This is a genomic window from Mycobacterium sp. RTGN4, assembly GCF_033804635.1.
GTDB lineage: Bacteria > Actinomycetota > Actinomycetes > Mycobacteriales > Mycobacteriaceae > Mycobacterium.
Map to the genome: position 1 here is coordinate 171,172 of NZ_JAPZLB010000010.1, position 21,335 is coordinate 192,506.

The 21,335-nt window shown below is 66.1% G+C and carries 18 protein-coding genes; 9 read left to right on the forward strand and 9 right to left on the reverse strand.

Going from position 1 to position 21,335, the window contains the following annotated elements; translation table 11 throughout:
• Positions 1-194: 194 nt before the first annotated feature.
• The 4 genes from SLQ30_RS22110 (at position 195) to SLQ30_RS22125 (ending at position 3,511) form a co-directional block, all read left to right on the forward strand.
• A complete protein-coding gene (locus SLQ30_RS22110; protein ID WP_319448788.1) occupies positions 195-563 on the forward strand; it encodes a transglycosylase family protein in 369 nt (122 codons plus the stop codon).
• A gap of 98 nt (positions 564-661) precedes the next feature.
• Positions 662-937: a hypothetical protein gene (locus SLQ30_RS22115; protein WP_319448638.1), complete on the forward strand. Its 276-nt coding sequence runs from the start codon at positions 662-664 to the stop codon at positions 935-937.
• Positions 938-1,008: 71 nt separating this feature from the next.
• Positions 1,009-2,637, forward strand: a complete 1,629-nt coding sequence (gene mbtM / locus SLQ30_RS22120; RefSeq protein WP_319448637.1) for a long-chain-fatty acid--ACP ligase MbtM — start codon at positions 1,009-1,011, stop codon at positions 2,635-2,637.
• Positions 2,638-2,662: 25 nt separating this feature from the next.
• Positions 2,663-3,511, forward strand: a complete 849-nt coding sequence (locus SLQ30_RS22125; RefSeq protein WP_319448636.1) for a glycoside hydrolase family 16 protein — start codon at positions 2,663-2,665, stop codon at positions 3,509-3,511.
• Positions 3,512-3,700: 189 nt separating this feature from the next.
• On the opposite strand, the gene SLQ30_RS22130 is transcribed toward SLQ30_RS22125, so the two are convergent.
• Both SLQ30_RS22130 and SLQ30_RS22135 read right to left on the reverse strand, forming a co-directional pair.
• Positions 3,701-5,320, reverse strand: a complete 1,620-nt coding sequence (locus SLQ30_RS22130) for a hypothetical protein (protein WP_319448635.1) — start codon at positions 5,318-5,320, stop codon at positions 3,701-3,703.
• 317 nt (positions 5,321-5,637) lie between these two features.
• On the reverse strand, positions 5,638-6,609 hold the full coding sequence (locus SLQ30_RS22135) for an NADPH:quinone oxidoreductase family protein (RefSeq protein ID WP_319448634.1): 972 nt from the start codon (positions 6,607-6,609) through the stop codon (positions 5,638-5,640).
• 22 nt (positions 6,610-6,631) lie between these two features.
• Here SLQ30_RS22135 and SLQ30_RS22140 point away from each other — a divergent pair, with 22 nt between their 5' ends.
• Entirely contained in the window at positions 6,632-7,729 is a 1,098-nt protein-coding gene (locus SLQ30_RS22140) for an NAD(P)-dependent alcohol dehydrogenase (RefSeq protein WP_319448633.1), read from the forward strand.
• 84 nt (positions 7,730-7,813) lie between these two features.
• Complete coding sequence (locus tag SLQ30_RS22145) at positions 7,814-8,758, forward strand: alpha/beta hydrolase (protein ID WP_319448632.1); 945 nt, start codon at positions 7,814-7,816, stop codon at positions 8,756-8,758.
• Here SLQ30_RS22145 and SLQ30_RS22150 read toward each other — a convergent pair.
• The gene (locus tag SLQ30_RS22150; RefSeq protein WP_413468131.1) at positions 8,748-10,097 is read right to left on the reverse strand and encodes a flavin monoamine oxidase family protein; all 1,350 of its coding nucleotides are present in this window, start codon (positions 10,095-10,097) and stop codon (positions 8,748-8,750) included. The two genes, SLQ30_RS22145 and SLQ30_RS22150, sit on opposite strands and share 11 nt — an antisense overlap.
• A gap of 34 nt (positions 10,098-10,131) precedes the next feature.
• On the opposite strand from SLQ30_RS22150, the gene SLQ30_RS22155 reads away from it, so the two are divergent.
• Entirely contained in the window at positions 10,132-11,103 is a 972-nt protein-coding gene (locus SLQ30_RS22155) for a TIGR03617 family F420-dependent LLM class oxidoreductase (RefSeq protein ID WP_319448787.1), read from the forward strand.
• 44 nt (positions 11,104-11,147) lie between these two features.
• A complete protein-coding gene (locus tag SLQ30_RS22160) occupies positions 11,148-12,629 on the forward strand; it encodes an NAD(P)/FAD-dependent oxidoreductase (RefSeq protein ID WP_319448630.1) in 1,482 nt (493 codons plus the stop codon).
• A 6-nt stretch (positions 12,630-12,635) separates the two neighbouring features.
• Here SLQ30_RS22160 and SLQ30_RS22165 read toward each other — a convergent pair whose 3' ends face one another.
• Together SLQ30_RS22165 and SLQ30_RS22170 are read right to left on the reverse strand one after the other, a co-directional pair.
• The gene (locus tag SLQ30_RS22165) at positions 12,636-13,751 is read right to left on the reverse strand and encodes a hypothetical protein (protein ID WP_319448629.1); all 1,116 of its coding nucleotides are present in this window, start codon (positions 13,749-13,751) and stop codon (positions 12,636-12,638) included.
• Complete coding sequence (locus tag SLQ30_RS22170; protein ID WP_319448628.1) at positions 13,751-14,890, reverse strand: phosphotransferase family protein; 1,140 nt, start codon at positions 14,888-14,890, stop codon at positions 13,751-13,753. Before SLQ30_RS22170 ends, SLQ30_RS22165 begins: the two co-directional genes overlap by 1 nt.
• Positions 14,891-14,932: 42 nt before the next feature.
• Here SLQ30_RS22170 and SLQ30_RS22175 point away from each other — a divergent pair, with 42 nt between their 5' ends.
• Complete coding sequence (locus SLQ30_RS22175) at positions 14,933-15,535, forward strand: TetR/AcrR family transcriptional regulator (protein WP_319448627.1); 603 nt, start codon at positions 14,933-14,935, stop codon at positions 15,533-15,535.
• Positions 15,536-15,541: 6 nt separating this feature from the next.
• On the opposite strand, the gene SLQ30_RS22180 is transcribed toward SLQ30_RS22175, so the two are convergent.
• From SLQ30_RS22180 to nuoL, 4 genes are read right to left on the reverse strand one after another with little or no spacing between them, the layout of a single operon-like run.
• Positions 15,542-16,318 (reverse strand): enoyl-CoA hydratase, encoded by a 777-nt coding sequence (locus SLQ30_RS22180; RefSeq protein WP_319448626.1) that lies wholly within the window; start codon positions 16,316-16,318, stop codon positions 15,542-15,544.
• A gap of 9 nt (positions 16,319-16,327) precedes the next feature.
• Positions 16,328-17,854 (reverse strand): NADH-quinone oxidoreductase subunit NuoN, encoded by a 1,527-nt coding sequence (nuoN, locus tag SLQ30_RS22185; protein WP_319448786.1) that lies wholly within the window; start codon positions 17,852-17,854, stop codon positions 16,328-16,330.
• A 44-nt stretch (positions 17,855-17,898) separates the two neighbouring features.
• Positions 17,899-19,452 carry an NADH-quinone oxidoreductase subunit M gene (locus SLQ30_RS22190; protein ID WP_319448625.1) on the reverse strand — a complete coding sequence of 518 codons (1,554 nt, stop codon included), beginning with the start codon at positions 19,450-19,452 and terminating at the stop codon, positions 17,899-17,901.
• Complete coding sequence (gene nuoL / locus SLQ30_RS22195) at positions 19,449-21,335, reverse strand: NADH-quinone oxidoreductase subunit L (RefSeq protein WP_319448624.1); 1,887 nt, start codon at positions 21,333-21,335, stop codon at positions 19,449-19,451. The genes SLQ30_RS22190 and nuoL overlap by 4 nt, the downstream gene beginning before the upstream one ends.

Below are 21,335 nucleotides of genomic sequence, written 5' to 3' on the forward strand. Positions count from 1 at the left end.
ATAAACTCAGAGACTTCTTTTAGACTCATTAGCCCAGCTGTATAACTCCCGCCTCATCTGTAAAGTCAGCATCACCACTGAGCTCTGGGAGACCGCCTCTCACCCCTTAGTTGGCCGCGCGCTTCGGCGCGCGTCCCTGCGAAAGGATCGACATGAGCGTGCGTACGACTCTTGGCGTGATCGCGGTGGCCGGCATGATCACCGTGGCGTCTTCAGCCCTTGCGATTCCGTCGGCGAGCGCCGAGCCCAACTGGGACGCGATGGCGCAATGCGAATCAGGCGGCAACTGGGGCGCCAACACCGGCAACGGCTTCTACGGCGGACTGCAGTTCACCCCCGCTACCTGGGCGTCGAATGGCGGCGTCGGAGCGCCGTCCGACGCGAGTCGCGAAGAACAGATTCGGGTGGCGCGGAATGTACTCCAGACGCAAGGGATTGGAGCCTGGCCGGTGTGCGGTGGACCGGTGGGACGGGCCGCAAGTACCTGCCGCATGTTGGTGTCATTCGTTCCGATCGGGCACCTGCCGCAGCTGTGCAATCTCGTGCTGAACCCGTTCACCTGAGCTGCGGCAGTTCTTGGGATCGGTAGCCGACCGGACGTTCTGTACTTGCTGCAACGACGACGCCAACGTGGCGGCGCCCCATCGAAGGAATGCAGCACATGAACATTGTCCCCACCAGCATCGAGGAACACATCAACCGCATCGATCCCTGGCGCCGCCGGTGGATCGGGATCAGCTTCGGCGTGCTCGCGGCAGGCAGTGCCTTCCGCGTCTTCTGGATGCTCTTCGCGTCGCTGACATACGGCTGGCTCGGAGGATCGCTGATCTTCTCAATCGTGTTCTGGGCCGTCATCGGCGTGGTCGGCGCGATCGCTGCCGTCGCCTTCCTGAAGCCGTCCGTGCGACGACCTGAGCCCGATCGCACTGATTCGTAGTCGAATCCCGTTCCGTTACGGCAGCCACACCTAGCTGACAGCGGCGTCAGTTTCCCGTGTAGTTTGCCAGCATGGTGCCCGATGCGGATCGACGCGCGACGCGGTCGTCGGAGGACTCGTTGGCATCGGAGTTCGCCCAGCGCCTGGGTGCCAGCGACAACGACCTCGTCGTGCTCGTCGATGGAACGTGGATGCGCCATCCATGGCCGGAGGTCCTCGCGCGATCACAGAACGTCGCTGACTGGCTGTTGAACGAGGACGTCTCCGCCCTCGGCTTGTCGGGGGAGCCCACCGTAGAACTGATCGCGGCCGTCGTCGGCGCGTTTCTGGCCGGCGCCGCAGTGTCGATACTTCCCGGCCCCGTGCGGGGCGCGGATGCGGATCGGTGGGCACAGGCCACGTTGGCCCGGTTCGCCGGCATGGGCGTCGGCCGCGTGCTCAGCGCCGGCGTACACCTCCAGCGGTTGTCGGCGGCGGGGCCGCCGCCCGTAGTCAACGAACTCAATTCCGTTGCGCGCCTTCACCGTTCCACGACCTTCGTACCCCCGGCGATCGACGCGTCGGTTGCTTTGCTTCAAGGCACCGCCGGGTCGACGGGAACCCCACGGACGGTGCAGCTTTCGCCTGATGCCGTGCTTTCCAACCTGAACGCGCTCAACGCCCGCATCGGCGTCACGGGGTCAGACGTCGGCTGTTCGTGGCTGCCGCTCTACCACGACATGGGGCTGAGCTTCCTGCTGTCGGGGGCGCTGAACGGCAACGAGGTGTGGCAAGCGCCGACCACGGCATTTCAGGCGTCGCCGTTTCGATGGCTGAACTGGCTCACCGAAAGTCGGGCCACCATCACCGCGGCGCCCAACATGGCTTACGGATTGATCGGAAAGTACTCGCGCCGGGTCACCGACGTCGACCTCGCAAGCGTGCGCTTCGCCCTCAACGGCGGGGAACCCGTTGACTGTGAACTGACGGCCAGGTTCGCCTCGGAGCTGGCCCGCTTCGGCTTTTCCGCAGGCGCGCTTGCCCCGTCCTACGGTTTGGCTGAATGCACCTGTGCCGTCACGGTTCCCGAGCCGGGGCGGGGACTGTTGATCGACGAGTCGACCACGACGACGGAGGCGGGGACGTCATCGCAGCGGCACGCGGTCCTCGGCCACGCGATTCCAGGTATGGACGTCCGCATCGAGCCGCGAGGCTCCGCCGCCGACCGAGCTGGACGCGCGGTCGGCGAGATCGCGATCCGTGGGTCGTCGATGATGTCGGGATATCTCGGTGACGTGGCGCTGGCTGCCGACGAGTGGTTCGCCACTGGCGATCTCGGCTACTTCGTCGACGGTGGCCTGGTGGTCTGCGGCCGGGTCAAGGAGCTCATCACCGTGGCCGGGCGGAACGTGTTCCCCGCAGAAGTCGAACAGGTGGCCGCGCAAGTGCCAGGTGTCCGGGAGGGAGCCGTCGCAGCCGTGGGCGTTGGGGAACGCTCCATTCGTCCCGGCGTGGTCGTCGTCGCGGAATTTCGCGGACCCGACGAAGCCGCTGCGCGCGGTCAGCTCATTGCGCGGGTCGCATCCGAATGCGGCATCGTGCCCTCTGACGTGCGCTTCGTAAAACCCGGCACGTTACCGAGGACGTCATCTGGCAAACTCCGCAGGCTCGAGATCAAACGGGGCCTCGACACACCGTCGGCACTTAGCGGGGAGCCATGACGCCCGAGTTCGGCGTCGTTACCTTATGGTCTTGCCTGTGCCCGAATTGAACCGCCGCAACTTGATGATGATGACCGGGATCGGTGCGATGGCCGCCGCGCTCCCACTTCCGGAGGCCAGGGCGCTGCCCGCGTCGCCGCCCGCTGCGCCGCCCACCGCCCAAACGTCGACGTATCTCTTCCACGACGAGTTCGATGGCCCCGCGGGCTCGGCTCCTGATGCCGGTAAGTGGATGATCGCAACGGAGCGCGAGACGATCAGGAACCCGGTGTTCTGGGACCGGCCGGAGAACATGGGGCAGTACCGCAATGATCGCCAGCACGTGTTCCTCGATGGCAAGTCCAACCTCGTCATCCGCGCGACGCGAAGCGCGGACGGCAAGTACGTCAGCGGCAAGCTGAAGGGCACCTTTTGGGGTGGGATCAACACCACCTGGGAAGCCCGCATCAAGTTCGACTGCCTCACCAACGGTTGCTGGCCGGCCTGGTGGCTATCCAACGACCATCCAGAGGTTGGCGGCGAAGTCGACCTGGTCGAGTGGTACGGCAACCAGGACTGGCCGTCGGGTACCACGGTGCACGCGCGGGAAGACGGCACCTCGTTCGCGACGCAGCCGTGGCCAGTCGACAGCGCCTGGCACACCTGGCGCGTGACCTGGAATGAACAAGGCATGTCCTTCTGGATGGACTACGTCGACGGAATGCAGCCCTACTTTCAGGTGCCATCGGATTCCCTTGACGGCTGGCCGTTCAACCTGCCCGACTACCGGGTGTTTCCGGTGCTGAATCTCGCGGTCTCGGGGTCCGGCGGTGGCGATCCGAAGGGGGGCAACTACCCGGCCGACATGCTCGTCGACTGGGTACGCGTCTTCTGATGGGGTGCTGACCCGGCTACCGGGTCACAAACGCCTTGGGCCGCCACGCTGCCCGCGGGTGCCGTGTCGTATTGCAAAGCGCGCTGGGCAGTTTCGGTTCGGCCCTGATACTTCCTCGCGTTGACACGAAAACGCCAGAGGCGCAAGTCCTCTGGCGTTTTCGATGGTGCCGTCTGTCAGGCGCGGCTGCTACTTCTTGCCGCCGCCGTCCTTGGAACCGCCGTCCTTGGCGCCATCGGACTTGGCGTCGGCGCGATGCTTGCCGGTGTAGCCCGAATCCTTTGCGGCCTTGGTGATCGACTTGATGGCATTCGACACGGGGTTGTCGTTGGTCTTCTTCGTGTGCGTGGTCGCCGGGGTTGTCGAACTCTTGTCCACGTCCGGGGTGGCATCCTTGCCAGCGCCCTTGGTGTCATCCTTGACGGTGACCGGATCCAGCAGGTTGCTGACCCGCAGGGGTGCGGTGAGTGCGCGCGGGGCCTTCTTGACGGGGGGTGTCAGATCGAGGCCAAGCGAGCCCGAGGTCAGGGAAGGCTTTGTGGTGGACGGTGTTACGGCGTCCTCGGTCTTGACGTCGGAGACGAGCGTGCTCTTCGCGTTCACGTTGTTCGCGGCCGCGTTGAGTGTCGTCGCGCTGGGCAGCAGGGCTGCAATTCGCGCCGGGAGCGTGGTGAGGTTCTGCAGCGCGGTCTCTTCGGTGCCGATCGCGGTCTGGAACGCCGCTGGCAAGGTTTCGAGGTTGCTGGTCGTGGTGGGTTGGGTGATGGCTTGGTAGACGATGGCGGGCAGACCTTGCAGGCTTTGGGGTCCGAGGTTGCCCAGTCCGTCTGCGCCGCCGGCCACGCCCGCGGCGGCCTTCAGCACCAAGATCCCGGCTTGGTAGGGGAAGCTCGCGAGCTGGTCGATCGGGCTGATCGCGGCGGCGGCCGGGGTGACGGCCGCTGCGGTACGGAGCTCGGGCGTCGCGTTCTGCGCCACATTGAGTGTTGACACGGCAGGCAGTAGGGCTGCGATTCGCGCGGGGAGCGTGGTGAGGTTCTGCAGCGCGGTGCCTTCAATGCCGATCGCAGTTTGGAACGCTGCCCCAAGGGTTTCGAGGTTGCTGGTCGCCGTGGGCTGAGTGACGGCCTGGTAGATGATCGCGGGCAGGCCTTGCAGGCTCTGGGGTCCGAGGTTGCCCAGTCCGTCTGCGCCGCCGGCCACGCCCGCGACGGCCTTCAGGATCAAGATTCCGGCTTGGTAGGGGAAGCTCGCGAGCTGGTCGATCGGGCTGATGGCGGCGGCGGCCGGGGTGACGGCCGCTGCGGTCCCAACGGTGGGGGCGGCCGTATTCGCCACCAAGACGTTCTGGGCCACACTGAGCGCCGTCAGGGCAGGCAGTAGGGCTGCGATCCGCGCGGGGAGCGTGGTGAGGTTCTGCAGCGCGGTCACCTCGGTGTTGATCGCGGTCTGGAACGCCGCGGGCAAGGTTTCGAGGTTGCTGGTCGCCGTCGGCTGAGTGACGGCTTGGTAGACGATCGCGGGCAGGCCTTGCAGGCTCTGGGGTCCGAGGTTGCCCAGTCCGTCTGCGCCCCCGGCCACGCCTGCGGCGGCCTTCAGCACGAGGATCAGGCTCTGGTAGGGAAAGCTCGCGAGCTGGTCGATCGGGGAGATGGCCGCGTCCAGTAGGTAGGGCCGTGAAACGACGGGCGCCTTGGCCTCCGCTGGCGCGGCAGCCGAGGCCGTCGGCAAGGGAGTAACCGTTCCCGACGCCGCAACGCACAGCGTGCAGACACCGGCCACTAACGACGCGGACTGACGAACCTTCACGACGACTCCCGGATTTCGAGGAAAGACAGCGGTTTTGACAGGCAGACAGTAACCGCGGCGTAGCCGAATCTCTACCTGCGAAAAACGTGTCTACGGGGATGATCAGCCACGACCGAAAGAATCCCAGCGAATGTATCCAACTGTTCAACTCCGGTTGGGCTGGCGTTCGTCTGACCGCTCATCCCGGGCCATCCCCGATTCCGGGTCGATCGGTCGGACCGTATGCGTGCCACGCGGTTTCGGCTGCACCGGCCACGACTGCCATGGCTGGGAACTGGCTGAAAACTCTCTGTATCGCTGCCCGTCACGTATGCGACTCAGCGCACTTTGATGACGACCTTGCCCGCGGCGGTGCGCTCTTCGAGCGAGGCGATGGCATCGCCCGCGCGCTCGAGTGGGTAGACGACGGGCTCGGGCGCGGAGACGGTGCCGGAGGCCAGCAGGGGCTCGAGTTCGGCCCACTGCTCCGATAGGTAGCCCGGGTGAGTAGCCGCCCACGCGCCCCATCCGACGCCGACGGCGTCAACGTTGTTGAGCAGCAATCGATTCACCTTGACCGTGGGAATGTCCCCGCCGGTGAAGCCGACCACGAGCAGCCGCCCGCCGGGGGCAAGCGAGCGCAGTGAGTCGGTGAAGCGGTCACCGCCGACGGGGTCGACGACGATGTCGACGCCACGGCCGTCCGTCAGCTCCTTGACCGCGTCCTTGAACCCGTCGGCCAGCACGACGTCGGAGGCGCCCGCGGCGCGCGCGATGTCGGCCTTCGCCTCGGAGCTCACCACCGCGATGACGCGCCCCGCCCCGAAGGCAGGCGCCAATCGCAGTGTGGACGTGCCGATTCCGCCCGCGGCGCCATGCACAAGCACCGTCTCGCCGGATGCCAGGCGCCCGCGGGTACGCAAGGCGCAGTGCATGGTGAGGTCGTTGAACAACAGGCCCGCGCCTGCCTCGAACGACACCGAGTCGGGCAGCTTGAACACTCGATCTGCCGGTAGCGCAACGACTTCGGCCATCGCTCCGGATAGCAGCGTCAGTGCCGCCACGCGGTCGCCTGCACTCACGTGTGCGTCGGCAGGCGCGCTGCGCACCACGCCTGCCACTTCGGCGCCGGGTATGTACGGCAGTTCGGGCTTGTGCTGATACAGCCCGCGGGTCTGCAGGGCGTCGGGGAATGCAACGCCCGCGGCGTGCACGTCGATCACGACACCGTCCGGCCAGGAGGGTTCATCGACGTCGACGAGCTCCGCGGCGTGCGGTCCATCCAGCCGGGCGATGTGTATGGCGCGCATCCGAACCATTTAACATCCCCTGGTGATCGACGCTAGTGCCGCGGTCCTGCTCGACGAGGGTGCTGACCCGCAGCTGACCGACGTCCAGATTCGTCCGCCCGTCGAGGACGAGGTGCTGGTCCGCGTCGAAGCCGTGGGAATCTGCCATACCGACGTCAGCCTGGCCGCCCGCTGGCCAGCAAGAAGACTGCCCATGGTGTTCGGCCACGAAGGCGCGGGCACGGTGCTTGCCGCCGGGCCCGCGGCGGTCGCGCGGGAGGGTCAGCAGGTGGTGCTCACCTTCGCCAGCTGTGGTCGCTGCGCGAACTGCGCCGCGGGCAGACCTGCGTACTGCGCCACGTCGACCGACCGCAACATGCGTGGTGACCGAGCGGACGAGACCAGTGCGCTACGGCTCGACGGCACCCCGGTCAGGGGCGGTTTCTTCGGCCAGTCCAGCTTCGCGACGCATGCGCTGGCGCGGCCGGCGAACACCGTGGTGCTGGAGCACCCCATGGACATGTCACTGGCGGCGCCGCTCGGCTGCAGTGTGCAAACCGGTGTGGGCACGGTGCTGAACGCGCTGGCGCTTGGGCCCGAGGACGCACTCGTCGTGTTCGGCACCGGGGCGGTTGGGTTGTCGGCGGTGATGGGCGCCACGATTGCGGGTTGTGCCTCCATTGTCGCCGTCGATCCGATACCCGAAAGACGTGCGCTAGCAATGGAGTTGGGCGCTACCGCGACCGCCGACCCGGCGGACGGGGTCGTCGCAGCGGCATTGGCGAAGTTGACGGGTGGGGGCCCGACCGCGGCGATCGACACCACGGCGCGTCCCGACGTGATCGCCTCCGCACTAGTGGCGTTGCGCGCCTGCGGCATGTTGGCGCTCGTCGGCCTCGGTGCGCCGAGTGCCGAACTCCCGGTCGGACTGATCATGGGCAAGGGGCTCCGGGTGCGCGGCGTGGTCGAGGGGGACAGTGCGCCGCACGCCTTCATTCCCCGGCTCGCCGAGTTCTGGCGATGCGGCGCCCTACCGCTGGACAAGTTGGTGACCCGGTTCGCCCTCGATGACTTCGATGTCGCGTGGACAGCCGCGAAGGCAGGCACCGTGGTCAAACCTGTGGTCGTAATGCCCCGCTGACGTGAGCGCCTGACAGGTATCGACTGCAGCTTTGGTTAAGATGCTCGGGCCGCAGCAAAGTCGCCGCGGCGGATCGGAGCAACCATGAGTCTTCGACTGCGGCCGTACCCGCCGGTCGACGCGATGCCGACGGGCCGCACGGTGAACGTCCGCTCAGCCGACGGGGTACGCATCCACACCGAGGTGTTCGGTCCCGACGACGGATATCCGATCGTGCTTGCTCACGGCATCACCTGCGCGATCCGGGTGTGGGCCAACCAGATCAACGACCTGGCAGGCGACTACAAGGTGATCGCGTACGACCACCGCGGTCACGGTCGCAGCGACGTGCCGAAACGTCGCGGCTACGGGTTAGACTTCCTGGCCGCAGACCTCGACGCGGTGCTCGCCGCGACGCTGAAACCGGGGGAGCGGGCGGTCATTGCGGGTCATTCGATGGGCGGCATTGCCATCGAGTCGTGGGCGCAGCGGTACCCGGGCCGGGTGCGGCAGTGTGCCGACGCCGTCGCCCTGATCAACACGACGTCCGGCGACCTGCTCCGGCATGTGCAGTTCCTGCCGGTTCCGCATCCGCTCGCGGCCAGTCGGGTGCGCGCAGCGGGGTTGCTGCTCAAGCGGTTTGGTGCCGCGCCCCTGGTTCCCGGCTCGATACAGCAGAGCAGGCGGTTCGTGGCTGCGTTGGCAGTCGGTCGGGACGCCGACCCCGCGATCGCCGACTTCGTGTTCGAGCTCTTCGCAAAGACACCGCCGGCAGGTCGCGGCGGCTGGGCCAGGGTGCTGGTCGACGCGATGGGCTCCAAGCACATCGGATTGAACAACCTCACCGTGCCGACATTGGTGATCGGGAGCAGCAAGGACCGACTCCTCCCGATCGTCGCCTCTCGCCGAATCGCCGCGGACGCACCGAATCTGGTGTCGTTCGTCGAGTTGTCTGGTGGGCATTGTTCCAACCTGGAACGCCCGGACGAGGTCAACGGCCACCTGCGAAGCCTCGTCGAGTCCGTGGCCGACGCTCGGCTCAGCTCGTAGTGGTGAGGAAGTCCGCGACCTCGGCAGCGGCCCGCTGTCCCGAACGGACGGCGCCGTCGAGGAACCCCGTCCACTCGTCGGCCGTTTCCGTGCCAGCCCAGAAGATCCCGTTGACGGGCGCCCGCAGCCAACGTCCATAGCGTGTCCAGGAACCCGGTGGCACAGCCGCAGTCGGGCCGCCCGGCGCGAATTCTTCTGCGCCCCAGCGATGGTCGACATAGTCGATGGGATTGCGGGCGGCGTCGCCGAAGAGCGCGGCGAAGCAGTCAAGAGCCACGTCCCGCCGCTTGTCGGCCGACAGCGGGTCGAACGTGCGCGCATCGGTGAAGCCCAACAGGATGCCGGGACCGCTGTTGCTGGGGCTGACGTCGAACGTGATGAACACGGGGCCGTCGTCGGAAAGCGCCTCGCCGGAACAGCCGTCGGCCCGCCAGAACGGGGTGTCGTAGGCGGCGTACGCCTTGCTCAAATTGCCCTGCGGCCAATGCTTGGACAGTTCGGCGAACTGCTCGGGTAGCACTGGTTCGAACGTGACGGCCGACCGGTGCTGCGGCGGGATCGCCACGACGACGGCGCGGCAGCGCGTCGCGCCTGCGTCGGTGTGGACGACCGTCGCATCGTCGCCGACTTCGATGCGTCGCACGGGCGCCGACAGCCTCACCCGATCGCCAAGGGCGTCGGCCATCAGGAGCGCAATCTGCTGGGTGCCTGCGGGGAAGCGGTCCTGTTGGGCACCACCTTCGACGTCGAGCATCGGTCCGATGCCGCCCGCGGCCTTCACGTAGCGCACCGCATGCAGCATGGACACCTCGTCGGGCTCGCAACCCCACGTCACCCGCGCCATGATCGCCATGAGGTCCCGGGTGCTGGCACCGGCATGTACCGAGCGCAACCACCCGTCCAAGGTCTGGGCGTCGAGCTTGCGCGCGACGGACGGAGCCCACGGTTCGGCGAGCGGGATCTGCTTGCTGAGCCGCTCGAAGCGCCACTGGATGCGCGAAACGTCAAGCAACTCAAGGATCGAGAGCTTCGGGATGGTGCTGCGATAGGACCGCACCCGGCCGCGCCACCGAATCAAGTTCTTGCCCTGGATGTAGGTGGGCACGGTCTCACAGCCGAGTTCCGCGGCCAGTTTGAGCACTTCGACCTGGGTCGGCCCGACGAACGTTCCGCCGAGGTCGACGGGAACGCCCGCGATTGTCGTGGTGTACGAACGCCCGCCGACCCGGTCCCGGCCCTCGAGCACGACCACGTCGTGTCCGTGTTTGACCAGTTCCCGTGCTGTGGTCAACCCAGCGAACCCCGCACCCACGACGACGACGTCGCAGCTGGCTGGCATGGTCACCCGACTAGGCTCTCATGTCGTGAAGGTGATGACGGCGTTGTTCGGCCCAACGGATGCGATCGATCGGGCGCGGGCGTTGCGTGATGCCGGCGCCAGCGGAGTGTTCACCTTCGAAGGTCCGCACGACGTCTTCGCCCCGCTGACGCTGGCATCGACGGTCGGGGGGCTCGACCTCATGACCAACGTCGCGATCGCGTTCCCGCGCAATCCGATTCACCTGGCACACCAGGCGATCGATCATCAGATCCTCACTGGAGGCCGTTTCACTCTTGGATTGGGCACGCAGATCCGGACGCAGATCGAGAAGCGCTTCGGCTCCGACTTCGACAAGCCCGTGGCCCGGATGGTCGAGCTCATCGGCGCGCTGCGTGCGATCTTCGACGCCTGGACGACGGGCGAGCGGCTGGACTTTCGTGGTGAGTTCTACCGCCACACCCTGATGACGCCCAACTTCACCCCGCGTGACAACCCGTACGGGCCGCCGCCGATCTACGTCGGTGCGCTCGGACCGCGGCTCACCAAGGCCACTGCCGAGGTCGCCGACGGACTGCTGGTCATGCCGTTCGGAACGAAGCGCTTCCTCCACGACGTGACGATGAAGGCCGTCGGCGAGGGGCTGGCGGCGGCCGGCCGCGACCCCGGCACGCTCGCGATCGTTCCGGAGATCATCGTGTCGGTCGGGGAAGACCACACGGCGACCCGAATGCTGCTGGCGTTCTACGGCTCGACGCCGGCCTACCGGCCCGTCCTCGAGGCGCACGGCTGGGGTGACCTGCAGCCCGAGCTCAACGCGCTGTCCAAGCAGGGCCGTTGGCAGGAGATGGGTGCGCTGATCGAAGACGACGTGCTGCACACCATCGCCGCCTGCGGCACGCCCGCCGAAGTGGCCGCGCACATCAGGGATCGCGTCGCAGGAGTCGCCGACGAAGTGTGCGTCTACCAGCCCGGACCCATCGCGGTGGATTCACTCGCGCAGATCGTTGACGCGTTGCATACCTGACCGCCTAGGGTGGTGGTACGCAGCAGGACCAAAGGAGGTTCTCCATGGGTGCCAGTACTCCCGAATACTCCGATGTGCTGATCATCGGGGCGGGTATTTCGGGGATCGGGGCGGCCTACCGCATCCAGGAGCAGAACCCGCAGCTGACGTACACGATCCTGGAGCGTCGCGAGCGCATCGGCGGTACCTGGGACCTGTTCCGCTACCCGGGCATCCGATCCGACAGTGACATATTCACCCTGAGTTACTCGTACGAGCCGTGGACGCGGCCGGAGAATCTCGCAGAGGGCGCCGATATCCGGGCGTACCTGACGGAGACGGCGCGCAAGAATGGGATCGATCGCCACATCCGGTTCAACACCCATGTGAAGTCCGCAGACTGGGACTCGACGACCGATACCTGGACCGTGCACACCACGCGCGACGGCGTCGAGCAGACCTACCGCGGGCGCTTCCTGTTCTTCGGGACCGGCTACTACAACTACGACTCGCCGTACACGCCAGAGTTTCCCGGCCTCGAGAATTTCGCGGGCACGGTCATCCACCCGCAGTACTGGCCGGAGTCGTTCGACTACAGCGGCAAGCGGCTCGTCGTCATCGGCAGTGGAGCAACGGCGATCAGCATGATCCCGTCGCTGACCAAGAAGGCATCGCACGTGACCATGCTGCAGCGCTCACCGACGTACCTTATGTCCATCGAGCGGATCAACCCGCTGATCGAGTTCATTCGCAAGACATTGCCGCGAAACGTCTCTCACGCACTGGCGCGCTTCTACTTCAAGATCGTGACCATTGGCAGCTACTGGTTCGCCCGCAAGGCGCCGAAGACCTTCAAGAAGTTGGCAAGGGCGACGGCGCGCAAGCATCTCCCCGCCGACTACGACATCGACACTCATTTCAAGCCCCGCTACAACCCGTGGGACCAACGGCTGTGCGTAATCGTCGGGGGTGACTTCTACGACGAAATCAAACAAGGCCGCGTCGAGGTGGTGACCGACCACGTCGATCACGTGGACGCGACCGGGATCGTGCTCAAGTCGGGAGCGCGCATCGATGCTGACGTCATCGTGACCGCGACCGGCCTGCAACTGCAGGCGCTGGGTGGCATCGAACTCAACCTGGACGGTGAGGAGCTCAAGCCCACCGATCGATTCGTCTACAAGGAGTACCTGCTCGAGGACGTGCCGAACATGGCGTGGTGCATCGGTTACACGAACGCCTCATGGACGCTGCGCGCCGACATGACGGCGCGCGCCGTGGCGAAGTTGTTGGACTACATGGGGACTCACGGCTACACCCACGCATATCCCCACCTCGGCGAGACGCCGATGAAGGAGAAGCCGACGTTCGACCTGCAGGCCGGCTACGTGCAGCGCGCGCCGCATGCGCTACCGAAGTCCGGTGTCCGCAGGCCCTGGATGGTCAGGCACAACTATCTGTTGGACTCCATCGACCACCGCTTCGATCGCATCGAGGAGTCGATGGTCTTCGGCCGGGTAGCGGCCAAGCAGCCCCAGAGCGCCTAGCGGACACTAGTCGGCGACGGTCAACCAGTCGGCGAATCCGGACGGATCGTGGCGGCCCAGCGCGCCGTGCTCGAACAGGCCCCAGCCCTCAACGGAAGGCTTGTTGCCTTCTGTACATGAGGCGCGCCCGACGTGGTCGATGACGCCGAAGCCGGCCCGCCCGATGATCGCCGGGTCGGTCATGTCGTAGGTCAGGCGTTCGGTGAACTTGTCGCCCTTCCACATGCCGTGGATCCAGTCCGAGTCGCCGCCGTAGCCGCCGCCGACGTGAATCGGCACCGGCAGTTTGGATTCCACGTCAAAGCGCAGCGGACTGCCGTCCTGTGCGGTGGCCTCGATGGTGGCTCCGGTGGGGATGCGGGTACCCGAGGTGTAGTGGATCTTGACGCGCGGCCAGCCCAGTTGCTCGACCCTGCCGTCCTTCCAGATCCGGGTGCAGTCGTTGAGTGAACGGAAGCCGCTGGGGTCCTCCTGGATGATGAGCACGATCGAGAAGTCGTCGAACGCCATCGGCACGTACAGCCACCACATGCCCTCGAACGGCGGATCCGCAGGCCGCCCAGCGGGTTCGGCTTCGCCGATGGGCCGGATGCCCCACGACCGGTCCCGGGACCCGATCCACACCGCCGGGTCCACGGCGATCTCCTTGCCATCGATGGCGATGTGCCCGCTCCACGAACCGAGTTGCGCAAACCGTTGCGCGTCGAGCGTCACCCGGGTACCCGCGCGCAGAATGTGCCGTTGCTCCTGGACGACGTCGAACAGTCCGTTCCAGGTGAGATCGACCGCCATGCCCTCGGTCTCGTCCATCACGATGCGCAGCGAGTGCAGTGGGTCGGTGACCTCGACCCGGTAGTTCAGCACGTTCTGGTTGAGTCGATCCTGGTCGACGGCGTCCGACAGGTGCACCGCGGTCTGCTCGTTGCCGCGCCGCACAAGTACGAACGCGTCCTTGACCCCCAGGTTGGGGTAATAGCCGATGCCGCTGATCAGAAAGATGTCGCCGGTGCGGTCGTGGGCGTTGAAGTACGACCGGTCATAAAAGTTGCGATCGGACGACCCCGGCCATGCGATGGGTTGGGGAATCTGGTGGACGGGAAATTCATCCATGGGGCCGAGCATCAGTTGTCCTCTCCAATAAGCCGTTTCAATAACGATGCGTGATAGAACAGCGATTCGACGTCATCGGGTTGCTCGATCTCGCCGAAGCGCACCCGCCTCGCGCTGGTCCGCATGAACACACAGCACCAGATCACCCCGGAGTAGACGTAGAACCAGTCCAGGCTGCCGAGCGTCACGCCGGTCAGCTGTTCGTAGCTGGCTCGCACGTCTTCCTCGCGCAGTACGTCAGGCAGCCCGGGTAGTCCGGCCAGGCCCGCGAGCTCCTGGAACACCATGTGCGCGAAGATGATCCACGAGACGTCGAGTTCCCGCGGTCCGACCGTGGCCATTTCCCAGTCGAGTACGGCCACCGGGCGGAAGTCCTCGTAGAGCACGTTGCCGATGCGCGCGTCGCCCCACGCCAGTACGGGTTCGGAGGCCGCGACGTCGTCGGGGAAGTTGTCCTCGAGCCAGGCCAGGGCGCGCTCGACGAGCGCGGACGAACCGATGTCGGGCACGGCGAAGGCATACCAGTCCTTCAACCAGCCGAAGTGTCGTCGCAGCGGGTTGGCTCCCGGTGGGTCGATCTCGGACAGGAAGCCAAACGTGTTGTCCGCGTCCGGTATCGAGTGCAGTTTCGCCAACACCTCGACCGTCGAGTCCTGGAGCGCACGTTGCCGTTCGGCGGGCGCGTCGGCGAACCAGTTGCCCCCGAACGTGTACGGCATGACGTCCGGCGGAACGATGCCGTCGACGTGATCCATGAGGAAGAACGGTGTGCCGAGTACCGAGCCCGTGTCATCGATCCACCGCACGCGCGGGACGGGCACGTCGGTCAGTTCCCCGACCATCCTGATGACATCGAACTGGTGATCCAGCCGGTAGGTCGGGAACACCGGCACGTCCGCGTCAGATGGCGCGACCCGAGCCACCCACTTCTGATCCACGGGTTGGCCGGCTTCGGTCCAACGGCCGGTCAGCACGATGGTCTCCGATGACATTCCGTTCGAGTCGATGCCGCTCTCCACGGTCACGTCGGGAGCGGTTCCGCCGGGCATCACGGTGGACAGCCACCGCGACATGACTCCGGGCAACGTGGCGACGTCCCGGCTCGAGCGCTGCATGTGGTCGACGTCTTCGACGGCCGGTTCGGTAGCCACAGATTCACCTTTCCGAATAATTACGATACTGTGCGTAGCGTTATGAAAGCAGACCCGCGTGCCCTTGACAAGGGCCCGAGCGCCGGGCGCCCGCGTGACCCGCGCATCGACGCTGCCATATTGGAGGCAACGGCGGAACTGCTTGTCGAAATCGGGTATTCCAGCCTCACGATGGCGGCGGTCGCCGAGCGGGCGGGCACCACGAAGACGGCGCTGTACCGCCGTTGGTCCAGCAAGGCCGATCTCGTCCACGAAGCGGCCTTCCCCGCGGCGCCGACGGCGTTGACCACACCGGAGGGCGACATCGCAGGTGATGTCCGGGCCATGATCGCGGCGGCGCGCGACGTCTTCACCAGCCCGCTGGTGCGTGCGGCGCTACCGGGTCTGATCGCCGACATGGCCGCAGACCCCGACCTGAACGCCCGCGTGATGGGCCGGTTCATCGGAGTGTTCGACGTCGTGCGGGAGCGGCTCGTCCACGCTGTCGCCCGCGGCGAGGTTCACCCCGATGTCGATCCGGAACGGCTCATCGAGGTGATCGGCGGCGCCACGCTCCTGTCGATGCTGCTTGCGCCCGGCGAGCAGTTGGACGAACGCTGGGTGGATCAAACCACCGTCATCGTCGTCCACGGCGTGGTGGCGTGACGCGCGTCAACGGCCGAGTTGGGACTTGTTGCGCTCGGACACCTCACCGAAGCGTTGACCGAGTCCGGCGAGGTCGTGCACCTGGGAGCCAGCGATGTCGTCCTCGGCCGCCAGCGCGGGGTCGACCACGGCCGACGCGCCACGCACGTAGATCTCCTTGAGCCCCAACATCGTCGGGCCCGGCACCTCGGCGATCTGCGCGGCCAGTTGGACGGCGCGCGCGACGACGCGGTCGTGGGCGACGACCTCGGTGACCAAGCCGATGTGTTCCGCGCGGGCGGCGTCGACCACCTCGCCGGTCATCGACAGCCGGCGGGCCATCGCGCCGCCGACCACCTGCGGGAGGTGAGCCGTCATGCCACCCCCCGGCAGGATGCCGACGCGCGCGTGGGTATCAGCGAAGACGGCGCGCTCGGAGGCGATCAGGAAGTCGCATCCCAGCGCGAGTTCCAGGCCGCCCGTGAACGTGGCGCCGTTGATGGCCCCGATGATCGGCGTGTGCATGTCGGCCACCGCGGCGATGCAACTGTGCGTCTTGAATTCGTCGAAGTATTTGAGCCCGTCGCGGGCCGCCTCCTTCAAGTCGACGCCCGCACAGAACGCGGGATCGGCGCCGGTGATGACGACCGCGCGCACGGACTCGTCGGCGTCGGCGGCCTTGAGCGCCGCGTACAGCGCCCTGATCAACCCACGGTTCAACGCGTTTCGCGCCTGTGGCCGGTTGAGCGTCAGCACCCGGACAGGCCCGCTGTCTACTTCCAGTACCAGCGCTTCGTCAGTCATGTCCGCACGCTAGCGCAGGAACTGATTGGCGTGGTTCGCCAGGTCCAGCAATGGCTGGGGCAGGGCGCCGAGCAGGAGCGTGATTGCCGCGGTCAAGGTGATGGTCGCCGTGCTCAGCGCGGTGGGCACGATGACGGTCGGCGCGTCCTCGGGAGCATCGGTGAAGAACATCAACACGATCACCCGCACGTAGAAGTACGCCGCGACGGCGCTGGCGATCACGCCGACGATGACCAAGGGTGCCGCCCCGCCCTCGGCGGCCGCCTTGAACACCGCGAACTTGCTGACGAATCCACTGGTCAACGGAATTCCCGCGAACGCAAGCAGGAACAGCGAAAACACCACCCCCACCAGCGGATGCTGGCGGCCCAGGCCCGCCCACTTGCTCATGTCGGTCTCTTCGTCACCGTCCGCGTTGCGGACCACGCTGACGACGGCGAATGCCCCCACCGTGCTGAAACCGTATGCGAACAAATAGAACAACGTCGCAGACAGCCCGCTCTCGTTCAAGGCGATGACGCCGGTGAGGATGAAACCCACATGGGAGACCGACGAGTAGGCCAGCATCCGCTTGACGTCGGACTGTGACACGGCCGTCACCGTGCCCACCACCATGGTGAGGATCGCGATCGCCCACATGAGTGGCCGCCAGTCGGTAGCCAATCCAGGCAGTCCGACGTAGAAGATCCGCAGCATCGCGCCGAACGCGGCGATCTTCGTGGCCGACGCCATGAAGGCGGTGATGGGGGTCGGGGCACCCTGGTACACGTCCGGAATCCACGAATGGAACGGCACCGCACCGACTTTGAACAACATCCCGACCGAGACGAGGCCCACCCCTACGACCGCCATCGTCGTGTCGCCCGAACCGGTGGCCACTTGATCGCGGATGCTGTTCAGGCTGAACCCGCCCGAGTAGCCGTAGAGCAACGCAATGCCGTAGAGGAAGAACGCCGACGAGAACGCGCCGAGCAGAAAGTACTTCAGTGCCGCCTCTTGGGAGAGCAGGCGACGGTGGCGGGCCAGCCCGCACATCAGGTACAGCGGAAGTGAAAAGACCTCGAGCGCAATGAACATCGTCAGCAGGTCGTTGGCGGCGGGGAACAGCAACATGCCGCCGAGCGCGAACATCGTGAGCGGGAAGACCTCGGTCTGCGCCACCCCGGCCTTGGTGGCCAACTTCTCCGCGAGGCTTCCCGGTACCGCCCACGCCTGCGGGGTGAACGAGTCCAGCCCGCCTGCACTTTCGTCAGGCCCGGCTGGGACGCGGCGTTCGGCGATCAACAGCGTGCTGAGCAGTCCGACGAGCAGCAGTGTGCCCTGGATGAACAGGGCCGGTTTGTCGATTGCGATGGCGCCGACGACCGCGAATTGACCTCGTGTCGAGCCGAGCTCCACGGCCTCGGTGATGACGGCCCCGAGCGCCGCGAGTTGGCCACCGATCGCAAGCACCAACTGCGTCGGATAGCGCGCGCTGCGCGGCAGGAACGCCTCAGCGAGCACTCCGAGCACCGCGACGCCGAAGATGATCAGCATCGGCGACACCAGACCGTATTCGACCGACGGAGGAACGAGGTGGTTCACTTGCCCGCTCCTTCCGCAACCCGGGGCGCAGGGTCCTGCTGCCCGATGGTGGTCAGCGTGTGCCCGACGGCCGGGTTGATGACGTCAAGCGCGGGCTTCGGATACACCCCTAGCACGATCAGGATGGCGATCAATGGCGCCACCACGACGAGTTCGCGCGGCACCAGATCACGCAGCCGCTCGTTACCGTCCTTCAGCGGGCCGGTCATCATCCGTTGGTAGGCCCACAGGATGTAGATCGCCGATAGCACCAAGGCCGACGCCGCGAAGACCGCGAATGCGGGGTATCGCGTGAATGTGCCGATGAGCACCAGGAATTCGCTGATGAATGGGGCGAGCCCGGGAAGCGACAGCGTGGCCAGGCCGGAGACCAGGAACGTGCCCGCGAGGATGGGCGCGACCTTCTGAACCCCGCCGAAGTCAGCGATGGCACGGCTTCCCCTGCGCGACACCAGGAATCCGGCCACCAGGAACAGTGCTGCCGTCGATATACCGTGATTGACCATGTAGAGCGTCGACCCCGATTGGCCTTGGCTTGTCATCACGAAAATGCCAAGGATGATGAACCCGAAGTGGGAGATCGAGGTGTACGAGATGAGCCGCATGACGTCGGTCTGGCCGATGGCGACGACCGCGCCGTAGATGATTCCGATGACCGCCAGTGTGATGATCAACGGCTGAAAGGTCTTGGCGGCGTCGGGGAACAGCTGCAGACAGTAGCGCAGCATTCCGAAGGTGCCGACCTTGTCCACGACGGCCATCATCAAGACGGCCGTCGCGGGTGTCGCCTCGACGGCGGCGTCGGGCAGCCAGCGGTGGAACGGCCACAGCGGGGCCTTGACGGCGAAGGCGAACATGAATCCGAGGAATAGCGCGTTGAGCACCGCGGGGTTGACCCCGAGTCCACCGTTGGCGACCGCGGCGACGATGGCCCGGAAGTCGAACGTCCCAGCGCTGAACGCGTCGCTACTTGCGGTCGCCACGTACAGCCCGATGACGGCGGCCAGCATGATCAGCCCGCCGAAGAGGTTGTACAGCAAGAACTTCACGGCTGCCTTCGAACGACCTGCGCCGCCGAACCCGCCGATGAGGAAGTACAGCGGGATCAGCATCGCTTCGAAGAACACGTAGAAGAGCAAGATGTCCAGCGACACCAGCGAGATCAGTACCATGCCTTCGACCGCGAGCGTCAGCGCCAGATACGTGTGCGTGGACCGGCCCTGCTCACCGCCGTCGTTCCAGCCGGCGACGATTAGCAGCGGCACGAGTACTGCCGTCAGCACGACGAGCGCGAGCGCGATGCCGTCCAGGCCCAGGATGTAGCCGGTACCGAACGACGGGATCCATTGGTGGTCTTCGACGAACTGATACTGCGAGCCCGCGGGGTCGAACTCGACGGCCAGGATCACGACGATGGCCAGCACCGCCAACGAGAGTGCCAACGCGAGGTACTTGGCGACGTTTCGGGCCGCCGAAGGCAGCAGGATCACCAGGGCCGCTCCGAACATCGGCACGGCCCATAGGACAGTCAGCCACGGAATGCCGTTCACCAGACCCTCACCGCCAGAATTGCAGCAAGTACCAATGCCGCGCCGCCGAGCATCGAAAGGGCGTAGGACCGGACGAACCCGGTCTCGATCAGCCCCAACCGCTTTGACGTACCGCCGACCAGGAATCCAAGCCCCCGCGAAACGCCGTCGACTGCCTCGTCATCGATCTCGACGAGCCCGGCGGTCATCAGCTGACCCGGTCGCATGAACACGTCCTCGTTGAACGCATCGCCGTAGAGGTCGTTTCGGGCCGCCACGGTCAGCGCCGAAACCTTCTCGGGCGCAGTCTCGGGAATGGGCCGCGTCGCGTACATCCGGTAGGCGATTCCGATTCCGACCGCGATGACAACCAGTGTGATGGCTGTCATCGCCCAGGCCGGCAAGGTGTGCTCGGCCTCGTGGGCGCTGCCGACGACGGGCTCGAGCCAGTGTTCCAGGGTGCCGCCGATGGCGAACAGTCCGCCGGCCCCGACGGAGCCGACGGCGAGCACGATCATGGGCCACGTCATGCTGCCCGGCGACTCATGGGGATGGCTGTCCGGCTTCCAACGCTTCTCGCCGAAGAACGTCATCAGCATCACGCGCGTCATGTAGAACGCGGTGATGCCCGCGCCCAGCAGGGCCGCGCCGCCGAGCAGCAGCCCCTTGACACCGCCTGCGCCGAAAGCGGTCTCGATGATCGGATCCTTTGAGAAGAAGCCGGACAGCGGTGGCACCCCGATGATCGCGAGGTAGCCAAGCCCGAAGGTGGCGAAGGTGATTGGCATGTAGGTTCGTAGGCCGCCGTACCGACGCATGTCCGTTTCGTCGTCCATGCCGTGCATCACCGAACCCGCGCCCAGGAACAGCCCGGCCTTGAAGAAGCCGTGGGTGAGCAGGTGCATGATCGCGATGGCATAACCCGCGGGGCCGAGCCCTGCGGCGAGCACCATATAGCCGATCTGGCTCATGGTGGATGCGGCCAGCGCCTTCTTGATGTCGTCCTTGGCGCAGCCGATGATCGCGCCGAATAGCAACGTGACGGCCCCGACGATGACGACGCCGGTGCGGGCCTCGGGGGCGAGGTCGTAGATGGGCCCCGAACGTACGATCAGATAGACGCCCGCGGTCACCATGGTGGCGGCATGGATGAGCGCCGAGACCGGGGTGGGGCCCTCCATCGCGTCGCCGAGCCACGACTGCAGCGGCACCTGGGCGGACTTGCCGCACGCGGCCAACAGGAGCAGCAGCCCGAGGGCCGTCAAGGTGCCATGTGACATCTGGGAGGCGGCGCCGAAAACGCCTTCGTAGGAGATGGTTCCGACGTTGGCGAACATCACCATCAGGGCCAGCGCCAGCCCGATGTCGCCGACGCGGTTGACGACGAACGCCTTCTTGGCCGCAGTGGCGGCCGACGGTTTGTACGACCAGAAGCCGATGAGCAGGTAGGACGCCAGCCCGACGCCTTCCCAGCCCATGGCCAACCCGAGGTAGTTGTCCGCGAGCACCAACAGCAGCATGGCCGCGACGAACAGGTTCAGGTAGGCAAAGAAACGTCGCCGCTCGGGGTCGTCGGCCATGTAGCCGACCGAGTAGATGTGAATGAGCGCGCCGACACCGGTGATCAACAGCACGAAACACACTGACAACTGGTCGAGTTGGAGTCCGAAGTCGACCTGCAGCTGCGCCGCCGGAACCCAGGAGAAGAGGTGCTCGTGCAGTGCACGGTCCTCGGCGCCGCGGCCCAGCAGCCCAACGAAGAGCACCAGACCTACGGCGAAGGACGCCAACACGGTGGCACAACCCAGCAGATGGCCCCACGCATTGGTGGCTCGGCCACCCAGTAGCAGCACCACCGCCCCGGCCAGTGGGAGCGCGATCAACAGCCAGATGGGAAGCGTCAT

What these genes read in the sequence shown, in the direction of transcription:
- SLQ30_RS22125 (WP_319448636.1), top strand. Translation starts at nt 2,663, where the DNA reads ATGGTCTTGCCTGTGCCCGAATTGAACCGCCGCAACTTGATGATGATG.
- SLQ30_RS22155 (WP_319448787.1), top strand. Translation starts at nt 10,132, where the DNA reads ATGACGGCGTTGTTCGGCCCAACGGATGCGATCGATCGGGCGCGGGCG.
- SLQ30_RS22150 (WP_413468131.1), bottom strand. Translation starts at nt 10,097, where the DNA reads ATGCCAGCCAGCTGCGACGTCGTCGTCGTGGGTGCGGGGTTCGCTGGG.
- SLQ30_RS22145 (WP_319448632.1), top strand. Translation starts at nt 7,814, where the DNA reads ATGAGTCTTCGACTGCGGCCGTACCCGCCGGTCGACGCGATGCCGACG.
- SLQ30_RS22165 (WP_319448629.1), bottom strand. Translation starts at nt 13,751, where the DNA reads ATGCTCGGCCCCATGGATGAATTTCCCGTCCACCAGATTCCCCAACCC.
- SLQ30_RS22175 (WP_319448627.1), top strand. Translation starts at nt 14,933, where the DNA reads ATGAAAGCAGACCCGCGTGCCCTTGACAAGGGCCCGAGCGCCGGGCGC.
- SLQ30_RS22160 (WP_319448630.1), top strand. Translation starts at nt 11,148, where the DNA reads ATGGGTGCCAGTACTCCCGAATACTCCGATGTGCTGATCATCGGGGCG.
- mbtM (WP_319448637.1), top strand. Translation starts at nt 1,009, where the DNA reads ATGGTGCCCGATGCGGATCGACGCGCGACGCGGTCGTCGGAGGACTCG.
- nuoL (WP_319448624.1), bottom strand. Translation starts at nt 21,335, where the DNA reads ATGACGCTTCCCATCTGGCTGTTGATCGCGCTCCCACTGGCCGGGGCG.
- SLQ30_RS22180 (WP_319448626.1), bottom strand. Translation starts at nt 16,318, where the DNA reads ATGACTGACGAAGCGCTGGTACTGGAAGTAGACAGCGGGCCTGTCCGG.
- nuoN (WP_319448786.1), bottom strand. Translation starts at nt 17,854, where the DNA reads ATGCTGATCATCTTCGGCGTCGCGGTGCTCGGAGTGCTCGCTGAGGCG.
- SLQ30_RS22110 (WP_319448788.1), top strand. Translation starts at nt 195, where the DNA reads ATGATCACCGTGGCGTCTTCAGCCCTTGCGATTCCGTCGGCGAGCGCC.
- SLQ30_RS22135 (WP_319448634.1), bottom strand. Translation starts at nt 6,609, where the DNA reads ATGCGCGCCATACACATCGCCCGGCTGGATGGACCGCACGCCGCGGAG.
- SLQ30_RS22115 (WP_319448638.1), top strand. Translation starts at nt 662, where the DNA reads ATGAACATTGTCCCCACCAGCATCGAGGAACACATCAACCGCATCGAT.